The organism is Pseudomonas huaxiensis (assembly GCF_003231275.1).
In the GTDB taxonomy this organism is placed as follows: Bacteria; Pseudomonadota; Gammaproteobacteria; order Pseudomonadales; family Pseudomonadaceae; genus Aquipseudomonas; species Aquipseudomonas huaxiensis.
Genome location: NZ_QKVL01000007.1, coordinates 1 through 21,752 on the forward strand (window position 1 = coordinate 1; position 21,752 = coordinate 21,752).

At 62.5% G+C, this 21,752-nt stretch carries 23 protein-coding genes and 1 pseudogene; 14 read left to right on the forward strand and 10 right to left on the reverse strand.

The window, feature by feature from the left end:
• Positions 1-116 precede the first annotated feature (116 nt).
• On the reverse strand, positions 117-1,262 hold the full coding sequence (locus DM374_RS10450) for an MFS transporter (RefSeq protein ID WP_110969763.1): 1,146 nt from the start codon (positions 1,260-1,262) through the stop codon (positions 117-119).
• A 116-nt stretch (positions 1,263-1,378) separates the two neighbouring features.
• Complete coding sequence (locus DM374_RS10455) at positions 1,379-2,872, reverse strand: aldehyde dehydrogenase (protein WP_110969764.1); 1,494 nt, start codon at positions 2,870-2,872, stop codon at positions 1,379-1,381.
• Positions 2,873-3,070: 198 nt separating this feature from the next.
• Here DM374_RS10455 and DM374_RS10460 point away from each other — a divergent pair, with 198 nt between their 5' ends.
• The 3 genes from DM374_RS10460 (at position 3,071) to DM374_RS10470 (ending at position 4,337) form a co-directional block, all read left to right on the forward strand.
• Positions 3,071-3,430, forward strand: a complete 360-nt coding sequence (locus DM374_RS10460) for a cupin domain-containing protein (RefSeq protein ID WP_110969765.1) — start codon at positions 3,071-3,073, stop codon at positions 3,428-3,430.
• A gap of 230 nt (positions 3,431-3,660) precedes the next feature.
• Positions 3,661-3,864, forward strand: coding sequence for an I78 family peptidase inhibitor (locus DM374_RS10465; RefSeq protein ID WP_110969766.1), 204 nt, complete (start codon positions 3,661-3,663; stop codon positions 3,862-3,864).
• 203 nt (positions 3,865-4,067) lie between these two features.
• Positions 4,068-4,337 (forward strand): hypothetical protein, encoded by a 270-nt coding sequence (locus DM374_RS10470; RefSeq protein ID WP_110969767.1) that lies wholly within the window; start codon positions 4,068-4,070, stop codon positions 4,335-4,337.
• Positions 4,338-4,452: 115 nt separating this feature from the next.
• Here the strand turns inward: DM374_RS10470 and rpmG are convergent, their stop codons facing one another.
• Together rpmG and rpmB are read right to left on the reverse strand one after the other, a co-directional pair.
• On the reverse strand, positions 4,453-4,608 hold the full coding sequence (gene rpmG, locus DM374_RS10475) for a 50S ribosomal protein L33 (RefSeq protein ID WP_021702025.1): 156 nt from the start codon (positions 4,606-4,608) through the stop codon (positions 4,453-4,455).
• 11 nt (positions 4,609-4,619) lie between these two features.
• Positions 4,620-4,856, reverse strand: coding sequence for a 50S ribosomal protein L28 (gene rpmB, locus DM374_RS10480; protein WP_095158970.1), 237 nt, complete (start codon positions 4,854-4,856; stop codon positions 4,620-4,622).
• Positions 4,857-5,218: 362 nt separating this feature from the next.
• Between rpmB and DM374_RS10485 the strand changes: the two genes are divergently transcribed.
• Complete coding sequence (locus DM374_RS10485) at positions 5,219-6,808, forward strand: ABC transporter substrate-binding protein (protein ID WP_110969768.1); 1,590 nt, start codon at positions 5,219-5,221, stop codon at positions 6,806-6,808.
• Here the strand turns inward: DM374_RS10485 and radC are convergent.
• Positions 6,792-7,481: a RadC family protein gene (radC, locus tag DM374_RS10490; protein ID WP_110969769.1), complete on the reverse strand. Its 690-nt coding sequence runs from the start codon at positions 7,479-7,481 to the stop codon at positions 6,792-6,794. The two genes, DM374_RS10485 and radC, sit on opposite strands and share 17 nt — an antisense overlap.
• A 149-nt stretch (positions 7,482-7,630) precedes the next feature.
• Here radC and coaBC point away from each other — a divergent pair, with 149 nt between their 5' ends.
• From coaBC to DM374_RS10525, 7 genes and pseudogenes are all read left to right on the forward strand, one after another.
• On the forward strand, positions 7,631-8,839 hold the full coding sequence (coaBC, locus tag DM374_RS10495; protein ID WP_095158967.1) for a bifunctional phosphopantothenoylcysteine decarboxylase/phosphopantothenate--cysteine ligase CoaBC: 1,209 nt from the start codon (positions 7,631-7,633) through the stop codon (positions 8,837-8,839).
• A gap of 4 nt (positions 8,840-8,843) precedes the next feature.
• The gene (dut, locus tag DM374_RS10500; RefSeq protein ID WP_095158966.1) at positions 8,844-9,299 is read left to right on the forward strand and encodes a dUTP diphosphatase; all 456 of its coding nucleotides are present in this window, start codon (positions 8,844-8,846) and stop codon (positions 9,297-9,299) included.
• Positions 9,300-9,426: 127 nt separating this feature from the next.
• Positions 9,427-10,800, forward strand: a pseudogene (locus DM374_RS10505) (phosphomannomutase/phosphoglucomutase); the annotation flags it as partial.
• Between the two features lie 30 nt (positions 10,801-10,830).
• Positions 10,831-11,739, forward strand: coding sequence for an acetylglutamate kinase (gene argB / locus DM374_RS10510; RefSeq protein WP_095158964.1), 909 nt, complete (start codon positions 10,831-10,833; stop codon positions 11,737-11,739).
• 85 nt (positions 11,740-11,824) lie between these two features.
• Entirely contained in the window at positions 11,825-12,505 is a 681-nt protein-coding gene (locus tag DM374_RS10515) for a CsgG/HfaB family protein (RefSeq protein ID WP_110969771.1), read from the forward strand.
• Positions 12,506-12,532: 27 nt separating this feature from the next.
• Positions 12,533-12,904 carry a DUF4810 domain-containing protein gene (locus DM374_RS10520; RefSeq protein ID WP_110969772.1) on the forward strand — a complete coding sequence of 124 codons (372 nt, stop codon included), beginning with the start codon at positions 12,533-12,535 and terminating at the stop codon, positions 12,902-12,904.
• Entirely contained in the window at positions 12,901-13,566 is a 666-nt protein-coding gene (locus tag DM374_RS10525) for a DUF799 domain-containing protein (protein ID WP_110969773.1), read from the forward strand. Before DM374_RS10520 ends, DM374_RS10525 begins: the two co-directional genes overlap by 4 nt.
• A gap of 40 nt (positions 13,567-13,606) precedes the next feature.
• On the opposite strand, the gene pyrE is transcribed toward DM374_RS10525, so the two are convergent.
• Positions 13,607-14,248 carry an orotate phosphoribosyltransferase gene (pyrE, locus tag DM374_RS10530; RefSeq protein WP_110969774.1) on the reverse strand — a complete coding sequence of 214 codons (642 nt, stop codon included), beginning with the start codon at positions 14,246-14,248 and terminating at the stop codon, positions 13,607-13,609.
• A gap of 81 nt (positions 14,249-14,329) precedes the next feature.
• On the opposite strand from pyrE, the gene DM374_RS10535 reads away from it, so the two are divergent.
• Positions 14,330-15,109 (forward strand): exodeoxyribonuclease III, encoded by a 780-nt coding sequence (locus DM374_RS10535; protein ID WP_095158959.1) that lies wholly within the window; start codon positions 14,330-14,332, stop codon positions 15,107-15,109.
• A 54-nt stretch (positions 15,110-15,163) separates the two neighbouring features.
• Here the strand turns inward: DM374_RS10535 and rph are convergent, their stop codons facing one another.
• Positions 15,164-15,886 carry a ribonuclease PH gene (gene rph / locus DM374_RS10540; protein WP_110969775.1) on the reverse strand — a complete coding sequence of 241 codons (723 nt, stop codon included), beginning with the start codon at positions 15,884-15,886 and terminating at the stop codon, positions 15,164-15,166.
• Positions 15,887-16,147: 261 nt separating this feature from the next.
• Here rph and DM374_RS10545 point away from each other — a divergent pair, with 261 nt between their 5' ends.
• Together DM374_RS10545 and gmk are read left to right on the forward strand one after the other, a co-directional pair.
• Positions 16,148-17,011, forward strand: coding sequence for a YicC/YloC family endoribonuclease (locus DM374_RS10545; RefSeq protein WP_110969776.1), 864 nt, complete (start codon positions 16,148-16,150; stop codon positions 17,009-17,011).
• Between the two features lie 13 nt (positions 17,012-17,024).
• A complete protein-coding gene (gene gmk / locus DM374_RS10550; RefSeq protein ID WP_110969777.1) occupies positions 17,025-17,645 on the forward strand; it encodes a guanylate kinase in 621 nt (206 codons plus the stop codon).
• A 21-nt stretch (positions 17,646-17,666) separates the two neighbouring features.
• Here gmk and DM374_RS10555 read toward each other — a convergent pair whose 3' ends face one another.
• The 3 genes from DM374_RS10555 to DM374_RS10565 form a co-directional block, all read right to left on the reverse strand.
• Entirely contained in the window at positions 17,667-19,220 is a 1,554-nt protein-coding gene (locus DM374_RS10555) for an APC family permease (RefSeq protein ID WP_110969778.1), read from the reverse strand.
• 105 nt (positions 19,221-19,325) lie between these two features.
• The gene (locus DM374_RS10560) at positions 19,326-20,099 is read right to left on the reverse strand and encodes a gamma-glutamyl-gamma-aminobutyrate hydrolase family protein (RefSeq protein WP_110969779.1); all 774 of its coding nucleotides are present in this window, start codon (positions 20,097-20,099) and stop codon (positions 19,326-19,328) included.
• Between the two features lie 159 nt (positions 20,100-20,258).
• Positions 20,259-21,752, reverse strand: a complete 1,494-nt coding sequence (locus DM374_RS10565) for an aldehyde dehydrogenase (RefSeq protein ID WP_110969780.1) — start codon at positions 21,750-21,752, stop codon at positions 20,259-20,261.

The window sequence follows — 21,752 nt, forward strand, 5'->3', positions numbered from 1 at the left end:
GCTGAGGAATGAATTCCGCAGAAATCCTGAATGCCGGTCAGCGGCAGGTATATAGGAAAAATCCCAACTGAATGAACGAAATAGCTGCGCGTTGGAAAAGCGAGCTGTGTTGCAAGTCAGTCGGAGGCGGTAGCCGGCTCGAACGCATTGGGACGGCGCGACAACAGCACCAGGCCCAACGCGCCGATGGCCATGAACCACGGCAACGCATGTCCGCTGACCCACTGGCTACCCGCCCCCGCAGCCAGCGGTCCGATCAGGCAACCGATGCCCCAGAGCTGCGCCACATGGGCGTTGGCGCGCACCAGCGCATCGTCGCGGAAGCGCTCGCCGATCAGGATCAGCGACAGGGTGAACAGGCCGCCGGCGCTGGCGCCGAACAACACCCACACCGGCCAGATCAGCGGCGTCTGCAACAGCAGCGGAATGGCGACGCTGGACAACGCCAGGGTCAACGCACAGCCACTGAACAAGGTACGCCGGGAGATGCGGTCGGCCAGCGCACCGATCGGCAGTTGCAGCACCGCGTCGCCCACCACCACGGTGCTGACCATGAACAACGCGACCTCAGCGGTGAAGCCCTGTTGCAGGCAGTACACCGGCAACAGGGTCAGGATCATCGCCTCGAACGCGGCGAACAAGGCAATGGCCCAGGCGATCACCGGCAGGTTGCGGCAGAAGCCGAACAGGTCGCGGAACGTGACCGCACCTGCCTCGGTACTCGGCGCGCCACTGCGTCCGAATAGCAACAGCGGCGACACCAATAGCAAGCCGACGCCAATCCAGAAGCCCAGGTCATTCTCTGAACCGACCACGCCGAGCAGCAATGGCCCGGCGAGCTGGCTCAAGGCATAACTGCTGCCGTACAGCGCCACCAGACGCCCGCGCCATTGCTCCACGACCAACTGGTTGATCCAGCTTTCGCCAAGGATGAACACGATGGTGAGGACCACGCCGATCAGCAGGCGCAGCACCAGCCACACTGGATAGCTGGGCAACAGGCCCAGCGCACCAATCGACAGCGCGCCGGCCCACAGGCACAAGCGCATCAGCCCCGGCGTGCCGAAATAGGCCGCCAACCGGCTGGACAGGCTGGCGCCCAGCAGCACGCCAATGGCCGGCATCGCCGCCATCACGCCGATGGCGAAGCTGCCGTAGCCCCAGCTTTCCAGGCGCAAGGACACCAGCGGCATGCTGACGCCCAGCGCCAGGCCGACGCTGAGCACCGCCGCCAACACGGCGAAGTAAGTCCCCCAACGCATTTCACGCTCCTCGTAGATTTTCAGACGGCACAGACGACACAGCCGGGCCTGCTTTGCGGCAGGCCCGGCTGTGCGACCGGATCGGACGGGCGCGGCTCAAGGCCGCGCCTGTGCTGTTACAACTTGATCCAGGTGGCTTTCAGCTCGGTGTACTTGTCCAGCGCGTGCAGCGACTTGTCGCGGCCGTTGCCCGACTGCTTGAAGCCACCGAACGGCGCAGTCATGTCGCCGCCGTCGTACTGGTTGACCCAGACGCTGCCGGCGCGCAGCGCCTTTGCGGTCTTGTGGGCCTTGGTGATGTTCGCGGTCCACACACCGGCGGCCAGGCCGTACGGGGTGTCGTTGGCGATGGCGATGGCTTCCTCGACGGTGTCGAAGGTGATGACCGACAGCACCGGGCCGAAGATCTCTTCCTTGGCGATCCGCATGGCGTTGTTCACGCCATCGAAGATGGTCGGCTCGACGTAGGTGCCGCCGGTTTCTTCAAGAATGCGCTTGCCGCCCGCCACCAGCTTGGCGCCGTCGGCGTGGGCCGACTCGATATAGCCGAGCACGGTGTTCATCTGCTGGGTGTCCACCAGTGCGCCGACGGTGGTCGCCGGGTCCAGCGGGTTGCCCGGTTTCCAGGCCTTCAGCGCTTCCAGCACCATCGGCAGGAACTGGTCCTTGATCGAACGCTCCACCAGCAGGCGCGAGCCAGCGGTGCAGACTTCGCCCTGGTTGAACGCGATGGCGCTGGCGGCGGCTTCAGCAGCGTCCTTCAGGTCCGGGGCGTCAGCGAAGACGATGTTCGGGCTCTTGCCGCCGGCTTCCAGCCAGATGCGCTTCATGTTCGATTCGCCGGCATAGACCATCAGTTGCTTGGCGATCTTGGTCGAACCGGTGAACACCAGGGTGTCGACATCCATGTGCAGGGCCAGAGCCTTGCCGACGGTATGACCGAAGCCAGGCAGCACGTTCAGCACGCCCGCCGGGATACCGGCATCTACCGCCAGTTGAGCGATGCGGATGGCGGTGAGCGGGGATTTTTCCGAAGGCTTGAGGATCACCGAGTTACCGGTGGCCAGAGCCGGGCCGAGTTTCCAGCAGGCCATCAGCAGCGGGAAGTTCCACGGCACGATGGCGGCAACCACACCCACCGGCTCGCGGGTCACCAGGCCAAGCTGGTCATGCGCGGTCGGCGCGACTTCGTCGTACACCTTGTCGATGGCTTCGCCGTTCCAGGCCAGCGCGTTGGCGGCGCCCGGAATGTCGATGGTCGACGAATCGCCGATCGGCTTGCCCATGTCCAGGGTTTCCAGCAGCGCCAGTTCTTCTACGTTCTGCTTGAGCAGGTTGGCGAAGCGGATCAGGGTGGCCTTGCGCTTGGCCGGCGCCAGGCGCGACCAGACACCGGAGTTGAAGGTGGCGCGGGCGTTTTCCACAGCGCGCTGGGCATCGGCTTCATCGCAGCTGGCGATATGCGCCAGGAGGCGTCCGTCGACCGGGCTGGAGCATTCGAACGTCGCGTTCGATACAGCAGCGGTGTATTCACCATTGATGAAAGCACGGCCTTCGATCTTCAGTTGCTGGGCACGTTGTTCCCAGTCCGCACGCGTCAGGGTGGTCATACCAAACTCCTCCTGTTGTAGAGATGCAGCGCTGCACGTGAGGTCGGCGACGCTGTCAGAAAATTCTGCTGGAGCGGTCATCGCTCTACAGCATTCGACACCCTAAACTACTGACACACGGATTATCAATATATTTGACACTTTGCCGATAAATGCTTAGTGATGTTCAATTTATTTAACAATAAGGCGAGCCGTCTCATGAATATCCAGCAGATTGTCGATTTTTCCCACGCACTGACCGAAGTCGAGCGCTACCGCCCCGCCGCCGAAAAGGTGCTCAAGGGCGACCCTGAGCAGGCCGTCTACAACCACTACGCCAGCCCGTGTGGCCAGTTTGCTGCTGGCGTGTGGGAGGGTGCGGAGGGGCAGTGGACCGTCAACTACACCGAACACGAATACTGCGAAATCGTTTATGGCGTCTCTGTCCTGCGCGACGAACAAGGCCAGGCCAAGACGCTGCGGGCCGGTGATCGCTTCGTGATTCCTGCTGGCTTCAAAGGCACCTGGGAGGTGCTTGAGCCGTGCCGCAAGATCTACGTCATGTTCGAGCCAAAGTAAGCAAGCACCGCCGAGGCGGGAAAGGCATGGCGCGTTCCATCCAACGACCCGGGGCCGCAAAGCGGCCCCAACTGCTTTAACTGACTGGCATTGGGCACTGCGCCGGGCATTTTTCCGGGCCATGAAAAACAGCACAAAACAAATAACTACCTCAAGGCGCGCGACGATCTTGCGGAACATGGCGGCGTCCCTTCGGACAACCAAACCAACTTACTAAGGAAGTACCCGCTATGACCAATGAAGAAGTGCTGGTAGCGCTCGCCGACCTGATTGGCACCCCTTACACCCCGGAAGTGAAGGCGCGCATCATCGAATGCACCGCCCGTCGCCGCGTCGTAGGCCCTGATGAAGTCAGCACCAAAGAGTTCGACGACTCGCGCATCAACGTGATGGCTGGCGGTGATGGCCTGATCAGCGGCTTCCACTTCGCCTGATCGCTCCACGGCAATGCAAAACGCCCGGTGCCTGCACCGGGCGTTTTTTTGTGCCTGCCCGCATGTCACCCGCGCGCGAGCCACGTCGGCTTATTTACATATTGTTCGAATCACAATAAATAGTTGCCGCATGGCACGCGGATATCTTGCAGAACATGGGGGCGTCCATTCGGGCAACTGACCCACCAAAAGGCAAACCTCCCATGAGCAAGAGCAATGAAGAAGTAATGGTCATCCTCGCCAACCTGATCGGCACTCCCTACACCCCGGAAGTGAAGGCGCGCATCATCGAATGCACCGCCCGCACCCAGGTCGTCGCATCCGGCGGCTCCGGCTCTGGAGGACACAACCCGCAAGGGTTCGGCTCCGGAAACACCCAACAGAGCGCGCTCAGCGAGAAGGTACAAGACGCCTCGCGCATCAACGTGGTGTGTGGCAGTAACGGCTTGATCAGCGGCTTCCACTTCGGCTGACCGATCCAAGGCAACGCAAAAACGCCCGGTGCATGCACCGGGCGTTTTTTTGGGATTTTTTCCATAAAAAAAGCCCGTATCCGGAGATACGGGCTTTTTCTGAAAACCAGACCAATTACTTGATCTTGGCTTCCTTGTACGTCACGTGCTTACGGACGACCGGATCGTATTTCTTGATCTCGATCTTGTCCGGAGTAGTGCGTTTGTTCTTGTCGGTGGTGTAGAAGTGGCCAGTACCAGCGCTCGACACCAAACGGATCAATTCACGCATGACTTTCTCCCTTAAACCTTGATGCCGTTACGGCGAATTTCGACCAGAACGACGTCAATGCCGCGCTTGTCGATGATACGCATGCCCTTGGCGGAAACGCGCAGACGCACGAAACGCTTCTCGGACTCGACCCAGAAGCGATGATGCTGCAGGTTCGGCAGGAAACGACGACGGGTTTTGTTGTTTGCGTGGGAAATATTGTTCCCGGTTACTGGACCCTTACCAGTAACTTGACAGACTCTCGACATGCCTCAGCCCTCTAAAACCACATGCCCAACCCGGCATGGGTTGGCCGCTTAATCTCTCAGTCTTTGGCGCCAGGCGCCGTGATTCTTCGGGGTCTTACCGGCTACACCCGAGGATGCTACACACCGGGCCCCTAGAAAAGAGCGCTGCTTTATACCAGAAACACCAGAGTACAACAACACAAGATGTGAATTGCCCTCCCCGCTCCCGGGCCCGTCCTGCAAGGTACAGGGCCTGCGGGGCAGACAACCGCTCGTCGCGAAACTGCTGAAAAATCAGTTGGCGTTTGTAATCCAGGGCACTAGGGTAGGACTTTTCCAAACTGCACAGGCAGATGGGCCATCGTTCAGCCTGAGGAATCCCTATGCGTCCCGCCGTTCTACCCCTGTTGTTCGCCGCCCTGCTCGGTCCCGCCGCGGCACAGGCCGCCGCCCTCAGCGTGTGCACCGAGGCCAGCCCCGAGGGGTTTGACGTCGTGCAGTACAACTCCCTGACCACCACCAACGCTTCCGCCGACGTGCTGATGAATCGCTTGGTGGAGTTCGATGCGGCCGCTGGCAAGGTCGTACCGAGCCTGGCCGAAAGCTGGACCGTCTCCCCCGATGGCCTGGTCTACGAGTTCAAGCTACGCCCGGAAGTGAAATTCCACACCACCACGTACTTCAAGCCCAGCCGCACCCTGAACGCCGAAGACGTGCTGTTCAGCTTCCAGCGCATGCTCTACCCCGCGCACTCGTGGCACAAGATCGCCCAAAGCGGTTTTCCTCACGCCCAGTCCCTGCAACTGCCTGACCTGATCAAGCAGATCGAGGCGCCAGACCCGCTGAGCGTGCGTTTCACCCTGAGCCACCCGGACGCGACCTTCCTCGCCACCCTGAGCATGGGCTTCGCCTCGATCTACCCGGCCGAATACGCCGATCAGTTGCTCAAGGCCGGCACCCCGGAGAAGCTCAACAGCCAGCCGATCGGCACCGGACCTTTCGTCTTCACCCGCTTCCAGAAAGACGCCAGCATCCGCTACAAGGCCAACCCGGACTATTTCGCCGGCAAGCCCGCCGTCGACCCGCTGATCTTCGCCATCACCCCGGACGCCAACGTGCGCCTGCAAAAACTGCGGCGTAACGAATGCCAGATCGCCCTCTCGCCCAAGCCGCTGGATATCGCCGCAGCGGCTGGAGATGCGACCCTGAAGGTCGAGAAAACCGAAGCTTTCATGACCGCCTTTGTCGCTATCAACAGCCAGCACCCACCGCTGGACAAGCCCGAAGTGCGCCAGGCGATCAACCTCGCCTTCGACAAGGACAGCTATCTCAAAGCCGTCTTCGAAGGCACCGCCGTGGCCGCCAACGGGCCCTTCCCGCCGAACACCTGGAGCTACGACAAAACGCTGCCCGGCTACCCGACGGACCTGGCCAAGGCTCAGGAGCTGTTGAAGAAGGCCGGCCTGCCCGACGGTTTCAGCACCACGATCTGGACTCGTCCGTCCGGCAGCCTGCTCAACCCCAACCCGAGCCTGGGCGCGCAATTGCTGCAGGCTGACCTGGCGAAGATCGGCATCAAGGCCGAGATTCGCGTGATCGAGTGGGGCGAGCTGATTCGTCGGGCCAAGGCCGGCGAACATGACTTGCTGTTCATGGGCTGGGCCGGCGACAACGGCGATCCGGACAACTTCCTCAGCCCGCAATTCTCCTGCGCCGCCGTCACCTCCGGGACCAACTTCGCCCGCTACTGCGACCCGCGCCTGGACCAGTTGATCAGCGCCGGCAAGACCACCAGCGACCAGAGCGTGCGCAGCCGGCTTTACCAGCAGGCCCAGGCACAAATCCAGCAACAGGCGCTGTGGCTGCCGCTGGCGCACCCCACCGCCGCCGTGCTGATGCGCAGCGGCGTTGAGGGCTATCAGGTCAGCCCGTTCGGTCGCCAGGACTTCTCCGGGGTCAAAGTGGATCGCTGAAAAAACAACCGTGCTCGCGCATCGACAGCGGCTCGCCGTCGCCGATGATGAAGTGGTCGAGCACGCGCACGTCGATCATCTCGAGCGCGTCCCGCAGCCGCAGGGTCAGGCGAATGTCGGCCTGACTCGGCTCGGGATTTCCGGAGGGATGGTTGTGGCACAAGATCAACGCCGCCGCGTTGCGTGCCAGGGCCCGCTTGAGCACCTGCCGCGGATAAACACTGGCGCTGTCGATCGAGCCATGGAAGAGTGCTTCGAAGCCCAGCGGGCGGTGCTTGGTATCAAGGAAAAGGCAGCCGAACACTTCATGTTTCTCGTGCCTCAATTGGGCCTGGAGATAGGCCCTGACCCCCGCCGGGTTTTCCAGCGCCGAGCAGCGGTTGAGGTGCTCGCCCATATGACGCCTCGCCATTTCCATCACCGCCTGTAGCTGGGCGTACTTGGCCGGCCCCAGCCCCAGCTCCTTGTTGAAACACGGCTGGTCCGCTTCCAGCAACCCCCGCAGCCCGCCGAAGCGGCTCAACAGGTGCCGGGCCAAGTCCACCGCACTGTGCCCTCGCACCCCGGTGCGCAGGAAAATAGCCAACAACTCCCCATCCGAGAGACTCGCCGCGCCTTGCCCCAACAGTCTCTCCCGTGGCCGTTCCGCCACAGGCCAGTCCCTGATACTCATGACAATTTCCCTCTGTCTGTCCGTTACTGCTCCCGGCGCTCTTGCAGGGAGCAGCCCTGTGATATCTTAGCGGCCACTTTTTGCGCAGCGATCCGGCCTGGGGAGGCGTTGGCGTTGCGCGCAAACCCTCATCAGAAAAAGGCAGGCCTATGCAACGGCTGTATCGGAAACGCATCGTTCTCGGCGTCGGCGGCGGCATCGCCGCCTACAAGAGCGCCGAGCTGGTTCGCCGACTTCTGGAACACGGCGCCCAGGTGCGCGTGGTCATGACCCGTGGCGGTGCTGAATTCATCACCCCCCTGACCATGCAAGCCCTCTCCGGGCACCCCGTGCACATGGACCTATTGGATCCCGCTGCCGAAGCGGCGATGGGCCACATCGAACTGGCCAAGTGGGCCGATCTGGTGCTGATTGCACCAGCCACCGCCGACCTCATCGCTCGCCTGGCCCAAGGTGTGGCCGACGATCTGCTGACCACCCTGGTGCTGGCCACCGACGCCACGGTCGCCGTGGCTCCAGCCATGAACCAGGCCATGTGGCGCGACCCGGCCACCCAGGCCAACCTCGAAACCCTGCAAAGCCGCTCGATCCAGGTCTTCGGCCCGGCCTCGGGCAGCCAGGCCTGCGGCGACGTTGGCCTGGGCCGCATGCTCGAAGCCAGCGACCTGGCCTGGTCCGCCGCCGAGTGTTTCCAGCGCCAGTCGCTGACCGGCAAGCACGTGCTGATCACCGCCGGTCCGACCCAGGAAAACATCGACCCGGTGCGCTACATCACCAACCACAGTTCCGGAAAGATGGGCTTCGCCCTCGCCGAAGCGGCGGCCGAAGCCGGTGCGCGGGTGACGTTGGTCACCGGCCCGGTGCACCTGCCGACGCCTGACCGGGTCACCCGGATCGATGTGGTCAGCGCCCGCGACATGCTCGCGGCCTGTGAAGCCGCGATCCCGTGCGACCTGTTCATCGCTTCGGCCGCGGTCGCCGACTACCGCCCGGAAGTCGTCGCCCCGCAAAAACTCAAGAAAGACCCTACGACCGGTGACGGCCTGCTACTGCAGATGGTGCGCAACCCGGACATCCTGGCCACTATCGCCACCCGTCCGGACCGTCCGTTCAGCGTTGGCTTCGCCGCCGAGACCGAACACCTGCTCGATTACGCCGCACGCAAGCTCAAGGACAAGAACCTCGACCTGATCGTCGCCAATGACGTGGCCAACCCCAGCATTGGCTTCAACAGCGAGGAAAACGCCTGCAGCGTGATCGACCGGCAGCTCCATGAAACCCTGTTCGCGCAGACCAGCAAGGGCAAGATCGCCCGCCAACTGGTCGCCTTCATCGCCGAACGCCTCAACCAGGTTTGACCCCATGCACGCTTTGCAAGCCAAGATTCTCGATCCACGCATCGGCGGCGAATTCCCGCTGCCGCAGTACGCCACCCCAGGCTCGGCCGGTCTCGACCTGCGCGCCATGCTCAAGGAAGACACTGTCCTGGAGCCGGGCCAGACCCTGCTGATCCCCACCGGCCTGTCGATCTACATCGGCGACCCAGGCCTGGCGGCACTGATCCTGCCGCGCTCGGGCCTCGGCCATAAACACGGCATCGTGCTGGGCAATCTGGTCGGTCTGATCGATTCCGACTACCAGGGCGAGCTGATGGTTTCCTGCTGGAACCGCGGCCAGAACGCCTTCACCATCACCGTCGGCGAACGCATCGCGCAACTGGTTCTGGTGCCGGTGGTACAGGCTCATTTCGACATCGTCGAGGCCTTCGACGAGAGCCAACGCGGTGCTGGCGGCTTCGGGCACTCCGGTAGCCAATAATCCTCCTGATCGCCCCCGGATCCATGCCGGGGGCGAACTCTCCGGCAAAATGGCCGTCCAAGCGTTCCACACGCCCGAAAGCCATCGAGACTGGAGTTCCGTGATGAACGATATGGCCCAACTGATCCCCGCACTGCCTGACAGCATCTTCCGCGCCTACGATATCCGTGGTGTCGTGGGAGATACCCTGCACGCCGAAACGGCCTATTGGATTGGACGCGCCATCGGTGCACAGAGCCTGGCCCAGGGCGAACCGAACGTGTCGGTTGGCCGCGACGGCCGCCTGTCCGGACCGATGCTGGTGGAACGGCTGATTCAGGGTCTGGTCGATGCCGGTTGCCAGGTCAGCGACGTCGGCCTGGTGCCGACCCCCGCGCTGTACTACGCCGCCAACGTGCTCGCCGGCAAATCCGGAGTGATGCTCACCGGCAGCCACAACCCGCCGAACTACAACGGTTTCAAGATCGTCATCGCCGGCGATACCCTGGCCAACGAGCAGATCCAGGCGCTGCTGACTCGGCTGCAAACCAATGACCTGAGCCGCGGTGAAGGCAAGGTTGAAAAAGTCGACATCCTCCCGCGCTACCACCAGCAGATCGTCGGCGACATCAAGCTCGCCAAGCGCCTGAAAGTGGTGGTGGACTGCGGTAACGGCGCCGCTGGCGTCAACGCCCCGCAACTGATCGAAGCGCTGAACTGCGAGGTCATTCCGCTGTTCTGCGAGGTCGACGGCAACTTCCCCAACCATCACCCGGACCCGGGCAAGCCGGAAAACCTGGTGGACCTGATTGCCAAGGTCAAGGAAACCGGCGCCGACCTCGGCCTGGCCTTCGATGGTGACGGCGACCGCGTCGGCGTGGTGACCAACGCCGGCAGCATCGTCTACCCGGACCGCTTGCTGATGCTCTTCGCCCAGGACGTCCTGGCCCGCAACCCCGGCGCCGAGATCATCTTCGACGTCAAATGCACCCGCCGCCTGACCCCGCTGATCGCCGAGTACGGCGGCCGTTCGCGGATGTGGAAGACCGGCCACTCGCTGATCAAGAAGAAGATGAAGGAAACCGGCGCACTGCTGGCCGGCGAGATGAGCGGGCACATCTTCATCAAGGAACGCTGGTTCGGCTTCGACGACGGCATCTACAGCGCCGCGCGTTTGCTGGAGATCCTCAGCAAGACCGCGCTGGACGCCGAAACCCTGTTCGCCGGCTTCCCGAATGATATTTCCACGCCGGAAATCAACATTGATGTGACCGACGAGAGTAAATTCGCCATCATTGATGCACTGCAACGCGACGCCGACTGGGGCAAAGCCGACCTGACCACCATTGACGGTGTCCGGGTCGATTATCCCCACGGCTGGGGCCTGGTCCGCGCGTCCAATACCACACCGGTACTGGTGCTGCGTTTCGAGGCCGACAACGAAGCCGAATTGCAGCGAATCAAGGCTGTTTTCCACGCGCAACTCAAGCGCGTGGCCCCTGACCTGCAACTACCGTTCTGACCGAACCACTTGTTCCAACTGGAGCCCTGCATGACCCTCGATCGCGATGCCGCTACCCATGTCGCCCAGGTACTGTCCGAAGCGCTGCCTTACATCCGACGCTTTGTCGGCAAGACCCTGGTGATCAAGTACGGCGGCAACGCGATGGAAAGCGAGGAGCTGAAAACCGGCTTCGCGCGCGACGTGGTCCTGATGAAGGCCGTCGGCATCAACCCGGTGGTCGTCCACGGTGGTGGCCCGCAGATCGGTGACCTGCTCAAGCGCCTGTCGATCGAAAGCCGTTTCGTCGATGGCATGCGCGTCACCGACGCCCAGACCATGGACGTGGTGGAGATGGTCCTCGGCGGCCAGGTGAACAAAGACATCGTCAACCTGATCAACCGTCATGGCGGCAGCGCCATCGGCCTGACCGGCAAGGACGCTGAGCTGATCCGTGCGAAAAAGCTCACCGTCACCCGTCAGACCCCGGAAATGACCACGCCGGAAATCATCGACATCGGCCACGTCGGCGAAGTCGTTGGCGTCAACACCGACCTGCTGAACATGCTGGTCAAGGGTGACTTCATTCCGGTCATCGCGCCTATCGGCGTAGGTCCGAACGGCGAGTCCTACAACATCAACGCCGACCTGGTCGCGGGCAAAGTCGCCGAGGCCCTGAAAGCCGAGAAGCTGATGCTGCTGACCAACATCGCCGGCCTGATGGACAAGCAAGGCACCGTACTGACCGGCCTGAGCACCGAGCAGGTCGATAGCCTGATCGCCGACGGCACCATCTACGGCGGCATGCTGCCTAAGATCCGTTGCGCACTGGAAGCGGTCCAGGGCGGCGTGCACAGCTCGCACATCATCGACGGTCGCGTACCGAACGCTGTTCTGCTGGAGATCTTCACCGACAGCGGCGTGGGCACCCTGATCACCAACCGCAAGCCGCGTCAGTAATACCTTTCAATGAAAAGCCCGCTTCCAGGCGGGCTTTTTCATGATCGCTTGAACCGACTTTCTGTGTTTATTTGGGAGAAACAGCGTGAAATATGCTTCACATGGACTCGTGCTGGCAGCCGCCATCGCTTTCGGGTCGCTGGCAGGTTGTGCAACAGAAACGTCCCGGGCCGTCGCCGTGCAGCAGGTCGAAAGCGTCAGCCGTCCCTACAGCGGTGTGCGTGCGCCTATCGCGGTCGGCAAGTTCGATAACCGCTCCAGCTACATGCGCGGCATCTTCTCCGACGGCATCGACCGTCTCGGCGGTCAGGCGAAAACCATCCTGATCACCCACCTGCAGCAGACCAATCGCTTCAACGTGCTGGACCGCGACAACATGGGCGAGATCCAGCAGGAAGCGGCCATCAAAGGCCAGGCCCAGCGCCTGAAAGGCGCGGACTACGTGGTGACCGGTGATGTGACCGAGTTCGGTCGCAAGGAAGTCGGCGACCATCAGCTCTTCGGCATCCTCGGCCGCGGCAAGACCCAGATCGCTTACGCCAAGGTTGCGCTGAACATCGTCAATATCAGCACCTCCGAAGTGGTCTATTCCAGCCAGGGCGCGGGCGAGTACGCCCTGTCCAACCGCGAAATCATCGGTTTCGGCGGTACTGCCAGCTACGACTCGACCCTCAATGGCAAGGTGCTCGACCTGGCCATGCGCGAAGCCGTGAACAAGCTGGTCGATGCCGTGGAAAGCGGCGCCTGGAAGCCTGTCACCCCTTAAAGACTCTACGCACAAGGACGAACCGTAATGAGTACGGCAACCCTGAGCTGGCGCGCAGTCGCCGGCGTTTTGCTGGGCAGCATCCTGCTGTCCGGCTGCACCGGGCCGAAAACCCTGTATCAGTGGGAAAGCTACCAACCGCAGGTCTATCAGTACTTCAAGGGCGAATCAAAAGAAGCCCAGGCTGAAGCACTGGAGCGTGATCTGCAGAAAATCCGCGCCAAGAACGGCGCCGTTCCTCCGGGCTACCACGCCCAGCTTGGCCTGCTGTATTCGAGCCTGGGCAAGGATGATCAGATGGTCCAGCAGTTCCAGACCGAGAAAGCGCTGTTCCCCGAGTCGGCGGCCTACATGGACTTTCTGCTGAAAAACGCACGTCAGGGAGTGGCCAAACAATGATCCAGCGTCTGTTCAAACTGGCTGTGAGTGCCTGCATCCTTGCGCTGTTCGCCGGCTGCGCCAACCAGCAGAAGAGCGTCGATTACTCGGAGTACAAGCAGGCCAACCCGCGTTCGATCCTCATCCTGCCGCCGTTGAACGAGTCGCCGGATGTGAAGGCGACCTACAGCATGCTGTCGAACGTGACCTATCCGCTGGCCGAAGCTGGGTATTACGTGCTGCCAGTGGCGCTGGTCGATGAGACCTTCCGTCAGAACGGCATGACCACGCCGAGCGATATCCACCAGTTGCCCACCAACAAGCTGCACGACATCTTCGGTGCGGACGCGGCGCTGTATGTCACCGTGAGCGACTACGGCACCCGCTACATGGTCATCAGCAGCGCGACCATCGTGACGGCCAAGGCCAGCCTGGTCGACCTGCGCAGCGGCAAAACCCTGTGGACCGGTGCGGCCACGGCGTCCAGCCAGGAGAACCAGAACAACAGCGGTGGCGGGCTGATCGGCCTGCTGATCACCGCTGCAGTCAATCAGATCATCAGCAGCGTCCAGGACGATGCCGGCTACCCGATTGCCGGGATCACCGGGGCCCGCCTGCTGACACCGTACAAGAACGGCGGCATCCTCTACGGACCCCGCTCGCCGAACTACGGAAAAGACTGAGCCAAATGAAAACGGGCCGCTTGAGCGGCCCGTTTTCATTTCAGACGCCGAATTGGGCGCGGTAGGCTTCCACTGCCGGCAGGTGCTGCTTGAGCGCCGGATCGTCGGCGAGGAACTCAAGGACCTGGTTCAGCGAAACGATGCTGACCACCGGGATGCCGAAGTCGCGTTCCACTTCCTGGATCGCCGACAGCTCGCCGTTGCCTCGCTCCTGGCGGTTCAACGCGATCAGTACGCCAGCGGCCTTGGCCTGCTGGCCCTGGATGATCTGCATGACTTCGCGGATCGCAGTGCCTGCGGTGATCACGTCGTCGATGATCAGCACGTCGCCGGTCAGCGCCGCGCCCACCAGGCTGCCGCCTTCGCCGTGGTCCTTGGCTTCCTTGCGGTTGAAGCACCACGGCACGTCAAGCTGATGCTGCTCGGCCAGAGCCACCGCAGTCGCCGCAGCGAGGGGAATACCCTTGTAGGCCGGGCCGAACAGGACGTCGAACGGAATCTTGCTGTCGACGATCGCCGCCGCATAGAAACGTCCGAGCTGGGCCAGGGCCGAGCCACTGTTGAACAAGCCGGCATTGAAGAAGTACGGGCTGGTACGACCCGACTTGAGAGTGAACTCACCGAAGCGCAGAACCCCGCGATCGATGGCAAAACGAATGAAGTCGCGCTGATACGGCTGCATGAAGAGTCCCGGATTACCACGGATTTAGCTAATTGAGTAGAGCTCGGGTATCATACACGCACGTGATTTTTGGGGCCATTTATGCGGATCATCAGTGTGAACGTTAATGGCATTCAGGCTGCGGTCGAGCGTGGTTTGCTCAGCTGGCTGCAAGCCCAGAATGCCGACGTCATCTGCCTTCAGGATACCCGCGCCTCGGCCTTTGAACTCGACGACCCGGCTTTTCAGCTAGATGGCTACTTCCTTTATGCCTGCGACGCAGAAGTACCCGCCCAAGGCGGCGTGGCACTTTATTCGCGGTTGCAGCCCAAGGCAGTCATCAGCGGCCTGGGCTTCGAGACAGCCGACCGCTACGGACGTTACCTGCAGGCCGATTTCGACAAAGTCAGTATTGCAACTCTGTTGCTGCCTTCCGGGCAGAACGGCGACGAAGACCTGAACCAGAAGTTCAAGTTGATGGACGACTTCGCCAAGTACCTGGACAAGCAACGGCGCAAACGCCGCGAATACATCTATTGCGGTTCGCTGTACGTGGCGCAGCAGAAGCTCGACATCAAGAACTGGCGCGACAGTCAGCAGTCGCCAGGCTTCCTCGCCCCGGAACGTGCGTGGATGGACGAGATCGTCGGCAACATGGGCTATGTCGATGCCCTGCGCGAAGTCAGCCGCGAAGGCGACCAGTACAGCTGGTGGCCAGATAACGAACAAGCCGAGATGCTCAACCTGGGCTATCGCTTCGACTACCAGTTGCTGACCCCCGGCCTGCGCCGCTTCGTACGAAGCGCACGCCTGCCGCGCCAGCCGCGCTTCTCGCAACATGCGCCGCTGATCGTGGATTACGACTGGACGCTGACGATCTGATCGCCAGCCACAAAAAAGCCGACCCTTGGGTCGGCTTTTTTATTGGGCGATGGCTCAGTCAGCCAGCGACACCTTTTGTAGCTCGAACAGATCGGTCATGCCTTTCTGCGCAAGCTCCAGCATGGCGTTGAGCTCATGCGGCTGGAACGGTGCGCCTTCAGCGGTGCCCTGGACTTCGATGAAGCCGCCAGCGCTGGTCATGACCACGTTCAGGTCGGTTTCGGCAGCGGAGTCTTCGAGGTAATCCAGATCCAGCACCGGCTCGCCCTGGTACATGCCCACCGAAACGGCAGCGATCATGTGCTTGAGCGGGTCGCCGCCTTTCAGGCCGCCACGTTTCTTGACCACTCGCAGCGCATCGACCAGGGCAACCATGGCGCCGGTGATGGACGCGGTACGGGTGCCGCCGTCAGCCTGGATCACGTCGCAGTCGACGTACAGGGTGATGTCGCCCAGCTTGCTCATGTCCAGCGCGGCGCGCAGGGAGCGGCCGATCAGGCGCTGGATTTCCAGGGTGCGACCACCCTGTTTGCCACGGCTGGCTTCGCGCTGGTTACGCTCACCGGTGGAGCGCGGCAGCATGCCGTACTCAGCGGTCAGCCAGCCTTGGCCCTGGCCTTTCAGGAAGCGTGGAACACCATTTTCGACGCTGACCGTGCAGACGACTTTGGTGTCGCCAAACTCAACCAGTACCGACCCTTCGGCGTGCTTGGTGTAGTTGCGGGTGATGCGGATCGAGCGGAGCTGATCGGCAGCGCGACCACTTGGACGTTTCATAGGGGATACCTGTACTGGGTTCGAATCTGCCGAGCATTATAGAGCGCCAGGCCGCGACTGGACATGCCTGAGCGCGAAAGCCCCGCCCGCCGCCCGTCGCACGGCTCAAACCCCGCGCCCAGCGGGCACCGGCCGGTTTTTGTCGACGTTCACGGCGGTGTTTGTCACATCCGTTGATGGGAGCCGGCAGCGCACTGCGTTACAATCCTGCGCCTTTGCGGCCTGTCGGCTTTCCCTTCATTTATCTGCGAGGTACTTCCCATGGTGCACAGCATGACCGCCTTTGCTCGTGTCGAACGAGCCGGGACCCAAGGCACCCTGATATGGGAACTGCGCTCGGTCAACCATCGCTACCTCGAGCCGCACCTGCGCCTGCCGGAAGCCTTCCGCGATCTTGAAGGCGCCGTACGCGAGTCGCTGCGCCAGGGGATTTCCCGCGGCAAGGTCGAGTGCACCCTGCGCTTCAACGAAGAAAACGCCGGCAAGCCATTGCAGGTGGACCGTGAGCGCGCCGCACAACTGGTGGCGGCCGCCGAGACCGTGGCCAGCCTGATCAAGCAGCCGGCACCGCTCAATCCCCTGGAAGTACTGGCCTGGCCCGGCGTGCTGGTCGCCGATGCCAACGACCCGCAAGCCTTGAACGTCGAAGCCATCGAGCTGTTCGACGCGGCGCTCCAGGAGCTGAAAAATGGCCGGAACCGCGAAGGCGCGGAACTGGCGCGGCTGATCAACGAGCGCCTGGACAACATGAGCCAGGAAGTCACAACCCTGCGCGCGCTGGTGCCGCAGATGCTCGCCGCCCAGCGGCAGAAGATCCTCGACCGCTTCAGCGACATGCAGGCCGAACTCGACCCGCAACGCCTGGAGCAGGAAATGGTCTTGCTGGCGCAGAAGAGCGACGTTGCCGAAGAGCTCGACCGACTCAGCACCCACGTCACCGAAGTGCGCCGAGTACTCAAGTCCGGCGGTGCAGCGGGCCGGCGCCTGGACTTCCTGATGCAGGAGCTCAATCGCGAAGCCAACACCCTGGGCTCCAAAGCCTTCGACCCACGCAGCACTCAATCGGCGGTCAACCTCAAGGTGTTGATCGAACAGATGCGTGAACAAGTACAGAACATCGAGTAAGGCCACCCCCATCATGAAACACAGCAGCGGCACCCTGTACATCATTTCGGCCCCGTCCGGCGCGGGCAAGACCAGCCTGGTCAAGGCCCTGACCGACGACCTGAACCACATCCGCGTGTCGGTTTCCCACACCACGCGGGCCATGCGTCCAGGCGAGCACAACGGGGTGAACTACCACTTCGTCGATCGCGCCGAGTTCGACCGCATGAACGCCCAGGGCGACTTCCTCGAGCAGGCCGAAGTCTTCGGCAACTGCTACGGCACCTCGCGCAGCGCGCTGCAGCAGACCCTCGATGAAGGCCATGACCTGATTCTGGAAATCGACTGGCAAGGCGCGCAGCAGGTGCGCGACCAGATGCCGGGCACGCGCTCGATCTTCATCCTGCCGCCGAGCCAGCAGGCCTTGCGCCAGCGCCTGACCAACCGTGGACAGGACAGTGACGAGATCATCGAAGGCCGGATGCGCGAAGCGGTCAGCGAAATGGAGCACTACCACGAGTACGAGTTCGTCATCATCAATGACGACTTCGCCACCGCGCTGGATGATTTGAAAGCGGTGTTCCGCGCCAATCGCCTGCAGCGCGAAGGCCAGCAACAACGCCACGGCGAGTTGCTCAAGCAACTGCTGGCTTGAGCCCTCGCCGTCCCGGCCGCCTCAGCGGCGGCTCGGGATGGTTGCGTGACGACGCAGCGTCATGCCAAGGAAGAACGCCGGCGCGCGCAGGCGCGAGAGCAGCATCAGGACGATGCCCAGCAGCAGGATGATCATCGCGATCACGAACACCAGCCCCAACCCGCCCACATGCGAACCGCTGCCGAAAGACGGCGAGGCGCTGTCGATCGCGGTCTGAACGAAGATCACCGAAAGAATCCCGCCGCCCAGCAACGGGCACACGCCTCTCATCATGAAGTGCCGCATGCTGTCCATCAGGCTGTGGCGGAAGTACCAGACACAGGCGAACGCCGTCAGCGAATAGTAGAAGCAGATCATCATGCCCAAGGCCGTGATGGTGTCCGCCAACACGTTTTCGCTCAAGGTGCGCATGGTCACGTAGAACACACCGGCGGCGACACCGGCGCAGATGGTGGCGTAACGCGGAGTCTGCGAGCGCGGGCAGATGCGCGCGAAGCGCTCTGGCACGGCGCCGTAGTAACCCATGGCGAGCAGGGTGCGGGCCGGGGAAACGAAGGTCGATTGCAGCGACGCGGCGGTACTCGCCAGCACGGCGATGGACATCAGGATTGCCAGCGGGCCCATCACTGGACCTGCGAGGTGAGCGAAGACGTTTTCCTGGATCCGTGGATTGCCCAGGCCCAGCCCTACTTCGCTGATACCGGCGAATTGCAGGGTGGCGATGGCGGTGACCAGATACAGGCCGAGGATCAGCAGCACGGTCAGGGTCGCGGCGCGGCCAGGCACTTCATCGCTGCCCACCGACTCTTCGCTCATGGTCAGGCACACATCCCAACCCCAGAAGATGAAGATCGACAGCGACAGGCCAGCAGTAAAGGCCGAGAAGGATTCGACGCCGAACGGGTTGAACCAGTCCATCTGGAAGTTCATCGGCGGTTGCTCGGGAGTCGAGCCGCCGAACGCCGCGATGGCGAAGCCTATCAACACCAGTAATTGCAGGGCCACCAGGCCGTATTGCACCGCCATGGTGGTGCCGATGCCACGACAGCAGATCCACACCGCCATGGCGATGAACACGCAGCAGGTGATGACGTTGATCAGCAGATTGTCGCTGAGCGCAGCCACCTCATGGCTGCCAGTGAGTTGCCCGAGGAAGAGATAGAAGAAGTCCACCGCCACACCGGCCAGGTTGGACAGCACGATGGTCGTGGCCGTGACCAGGCCCCAGCCGCCAATCCAGCCGATCATTGGGCCAAAGGCGCGAGCCGACCAGGTAAAGGAGGTGCCGCTGTCCGGCTCGGCCGCGTTCAGCTCGCGATAGCCGAGGGCTACCAGCAGCATCGGCAGGAAGCCGACGATGAACACCGCCGGCAAGTGCGCACCGACTTCGCGGACCGTTGGACCCAGCGCGCCGGTGAGGGTGTACACCGGGGCGATGGTGGAAATGCCGAGCACGATACTGGCGAGCAGTCCGAGCCGGCCCTTGGCCAGCCCCTTGGATGCTCCGGATGTGCCGGCGCTTGCGCGAGCCTGCCCCGCCGTACTCGGGGTCAGGCTTGCCTGGAAATCGCTCATGAGTAGTTGCCGTCGCTATTGGTATTGTTCTTCAGGGCACCAATTGATGCCCGCACTCAATGAATCTGCCGGTTCGGCCTGGGCGCAAACTCCGCTCCCGAGGCGTTACAGGCTTGCCTCGCGGTAGCGCTGGCCACCAGCGTAGGCATTGCAGGCTGCACGGAACGCCTGAAAAAGACGCAACGAAACCGGGTTTTCGGCATAACGCCATTCCGGATGCCACTGCACCCCGACCACAAAGCCGGGTGCATCCTCCATGGAAACTGCTTCGATCAACCCGTCCGGGGCTAATGCCTCGACACGCAAGCCATCAGCCAGACGGTCGATGCCCTGACTGTGGAGCGAGTTGACCATGAATCGCTGAGGCAACCCCAGACGCTCGAATTTCCCATCGGGTTCGACCGTCACCAGGTGACGCGGGCTGTACTGTTCTTCGAGCGGGGCGTCCTGCGGCTCACGATGGTCCAGATAGCCGGGCAGTTCCTGGACACGCTGGTGCAAGCTTCCGCCCAAGGCCACGTTGAGCTCCTGGAAGCCACGGCAAATGCAGAACACCGGCACACCGGCGGCAATCGCCGCCTGCAGCAACGGCAGGGTCAGCCGGTCACGGAACACGTCGTGCCGGGTGCCTTCGGCGCTGGGGGCGCCATTGTAATGATGCGGCTCGACATTTGAAGGCGAGCCGGTAAAAAGAATGCCGTCGAGGCGCTCCAGCAGGCGCTGCGGGTCCAGCGCCTCGGTGAGCGCCGGCAGGATCAGCGGCACGCCGGCAAACGCGGCAGCCTCGACGTATTTGTCGCCCACGGTGTGGGAGGCAGTGTTGCCCAGCATCTGACGGCATGCAGTGACGCCAATCAAAGGGATTCCGGCTTGCTTCATCGATCCAGCCTCGCATGGAACAACAAATGGCTCATTGTTTTAAAACAACCCTTGTGGGAGATGGCTTGCCAGCGATGACACCATGACAGACAAGGGTGTTGTCTGGTCTGACGTCATCGCTGGCAAGCCAGCTCCCACAGGTTGAAGGACACACTCTGCTTAAAGCTTGATCCAGGTCGCCTTGAGTTCGGTGTATTTGTCGAACGCATGCAGCGACTTGTCGCGACCGTTGCCCGACTGCTTGAAACCACCGAACGGCGCGGTCATGTCGCCGCCGTCGTATTGGTTGATCCAGACGCTGCCAGCGCGCAGGGCGCGAGCGCTGCGATGGGCCTTGGAAATGTCCGAGGTCCACACCGCCGCGGCCAGGCCGAACGGCGAGTCGTTGGCGATGGCGATGGCTTCTTCGGCGCTGTCGAAGGTGATGACCGACAGCACCGGGCCGAAGATTTCCTCGCGGGCAATGCGCATGGCGTTGTTCACGCCATCGAAGATCGCCGGCTCGACGTAAACACCGCAGGTGTCTTCAAGCACACGGCGACCGCCGGTGACCAGGGTGGCGCCATCGGCCTTGCCGGCCTCGACGTAACCAAGCACGGTGTCCAGTTGAGTGGTGTCGACCAGCGCACCGACGCGGGTTTCCGGCTCCAGCGCATGGCCTGGCTTCCAGGCCTTGAGCGCCTCCACCACCAGCGGCAGGAACTGGTCCTTGATCGAGCGCTCCACCAACAGGCGCGACCCGGCGATGCAGACCTCGCCCTGGTTGAACGCGATAGCGCTGGCGGCAGCTTCAGCAGCGGCCTGAAGATCCGGCGCGTCGGCGAAGACGATGTTCGGACTCTTGCCGCCCGCTTCCAGCCAGACGCGCTTCATGTTCGACTCGCCGGCATACACCATCAGTTGCTTGGCGATGCGGGTCGAACCGGTGAACGCCAGGGTGTCGACATCCATGTGCAAGGCCAGAGCCTTGCCGACGGTGTGGCCGAAACCTGGCAGCACGTTGAGCACGCCGGCTGGAAGGCCGGCTTCCACCGCTAATTGGGCGATGCGGATGGCGGTCAGCGGGGATTTTTCCGACGGTTTGAGGATCACCGAGTTACCGGTGGCCAGCGCCGGACCGAGCTTCCAGCAGGCCATCATCAGCGGGAAGTTCCACGGCACGATGGCGGCAACCACACCCACCGCCTCGCGAGTCACCAGGCCAAGCTGGTCAGGCGCGGTCGGCGCGACTTCGTCGTAGATCTTGTCGATCGCCTCGGCGTTCCAGCGGATAGCGTTGGCCGCCGCAGGAATGTCGATGCTCAGCGAGTCAGCGATCGGCTTGCCCATGTCCAGGGTTTCCAGCAACGCCAGCTCGCGGGCGTTGGCCAGCAGCAGGTCGGCGAAGGCGATCAGCACGCGCTTGCGCTGGGCCGGCGCCTGCTGCGCCCAGACGCCACTGTCGAAACTGCGGCGCGCGGCAGCGACCGCACGCTCGGCGTCGGCGGCATCGCAACTGGCGACGGCGGCCAGGGCACGACCGTCCACCGGGCTGATGCAGTCGAAGGTCTCGCCGGAGGCGCTTTCGAGGTATTCACCGTCGATAAAGGCGCGTCCCTCAATGCGCAGTTGCTGGTAGAGGGTTTCCCATTGTTCGCGGGTCGGAATTGTCAT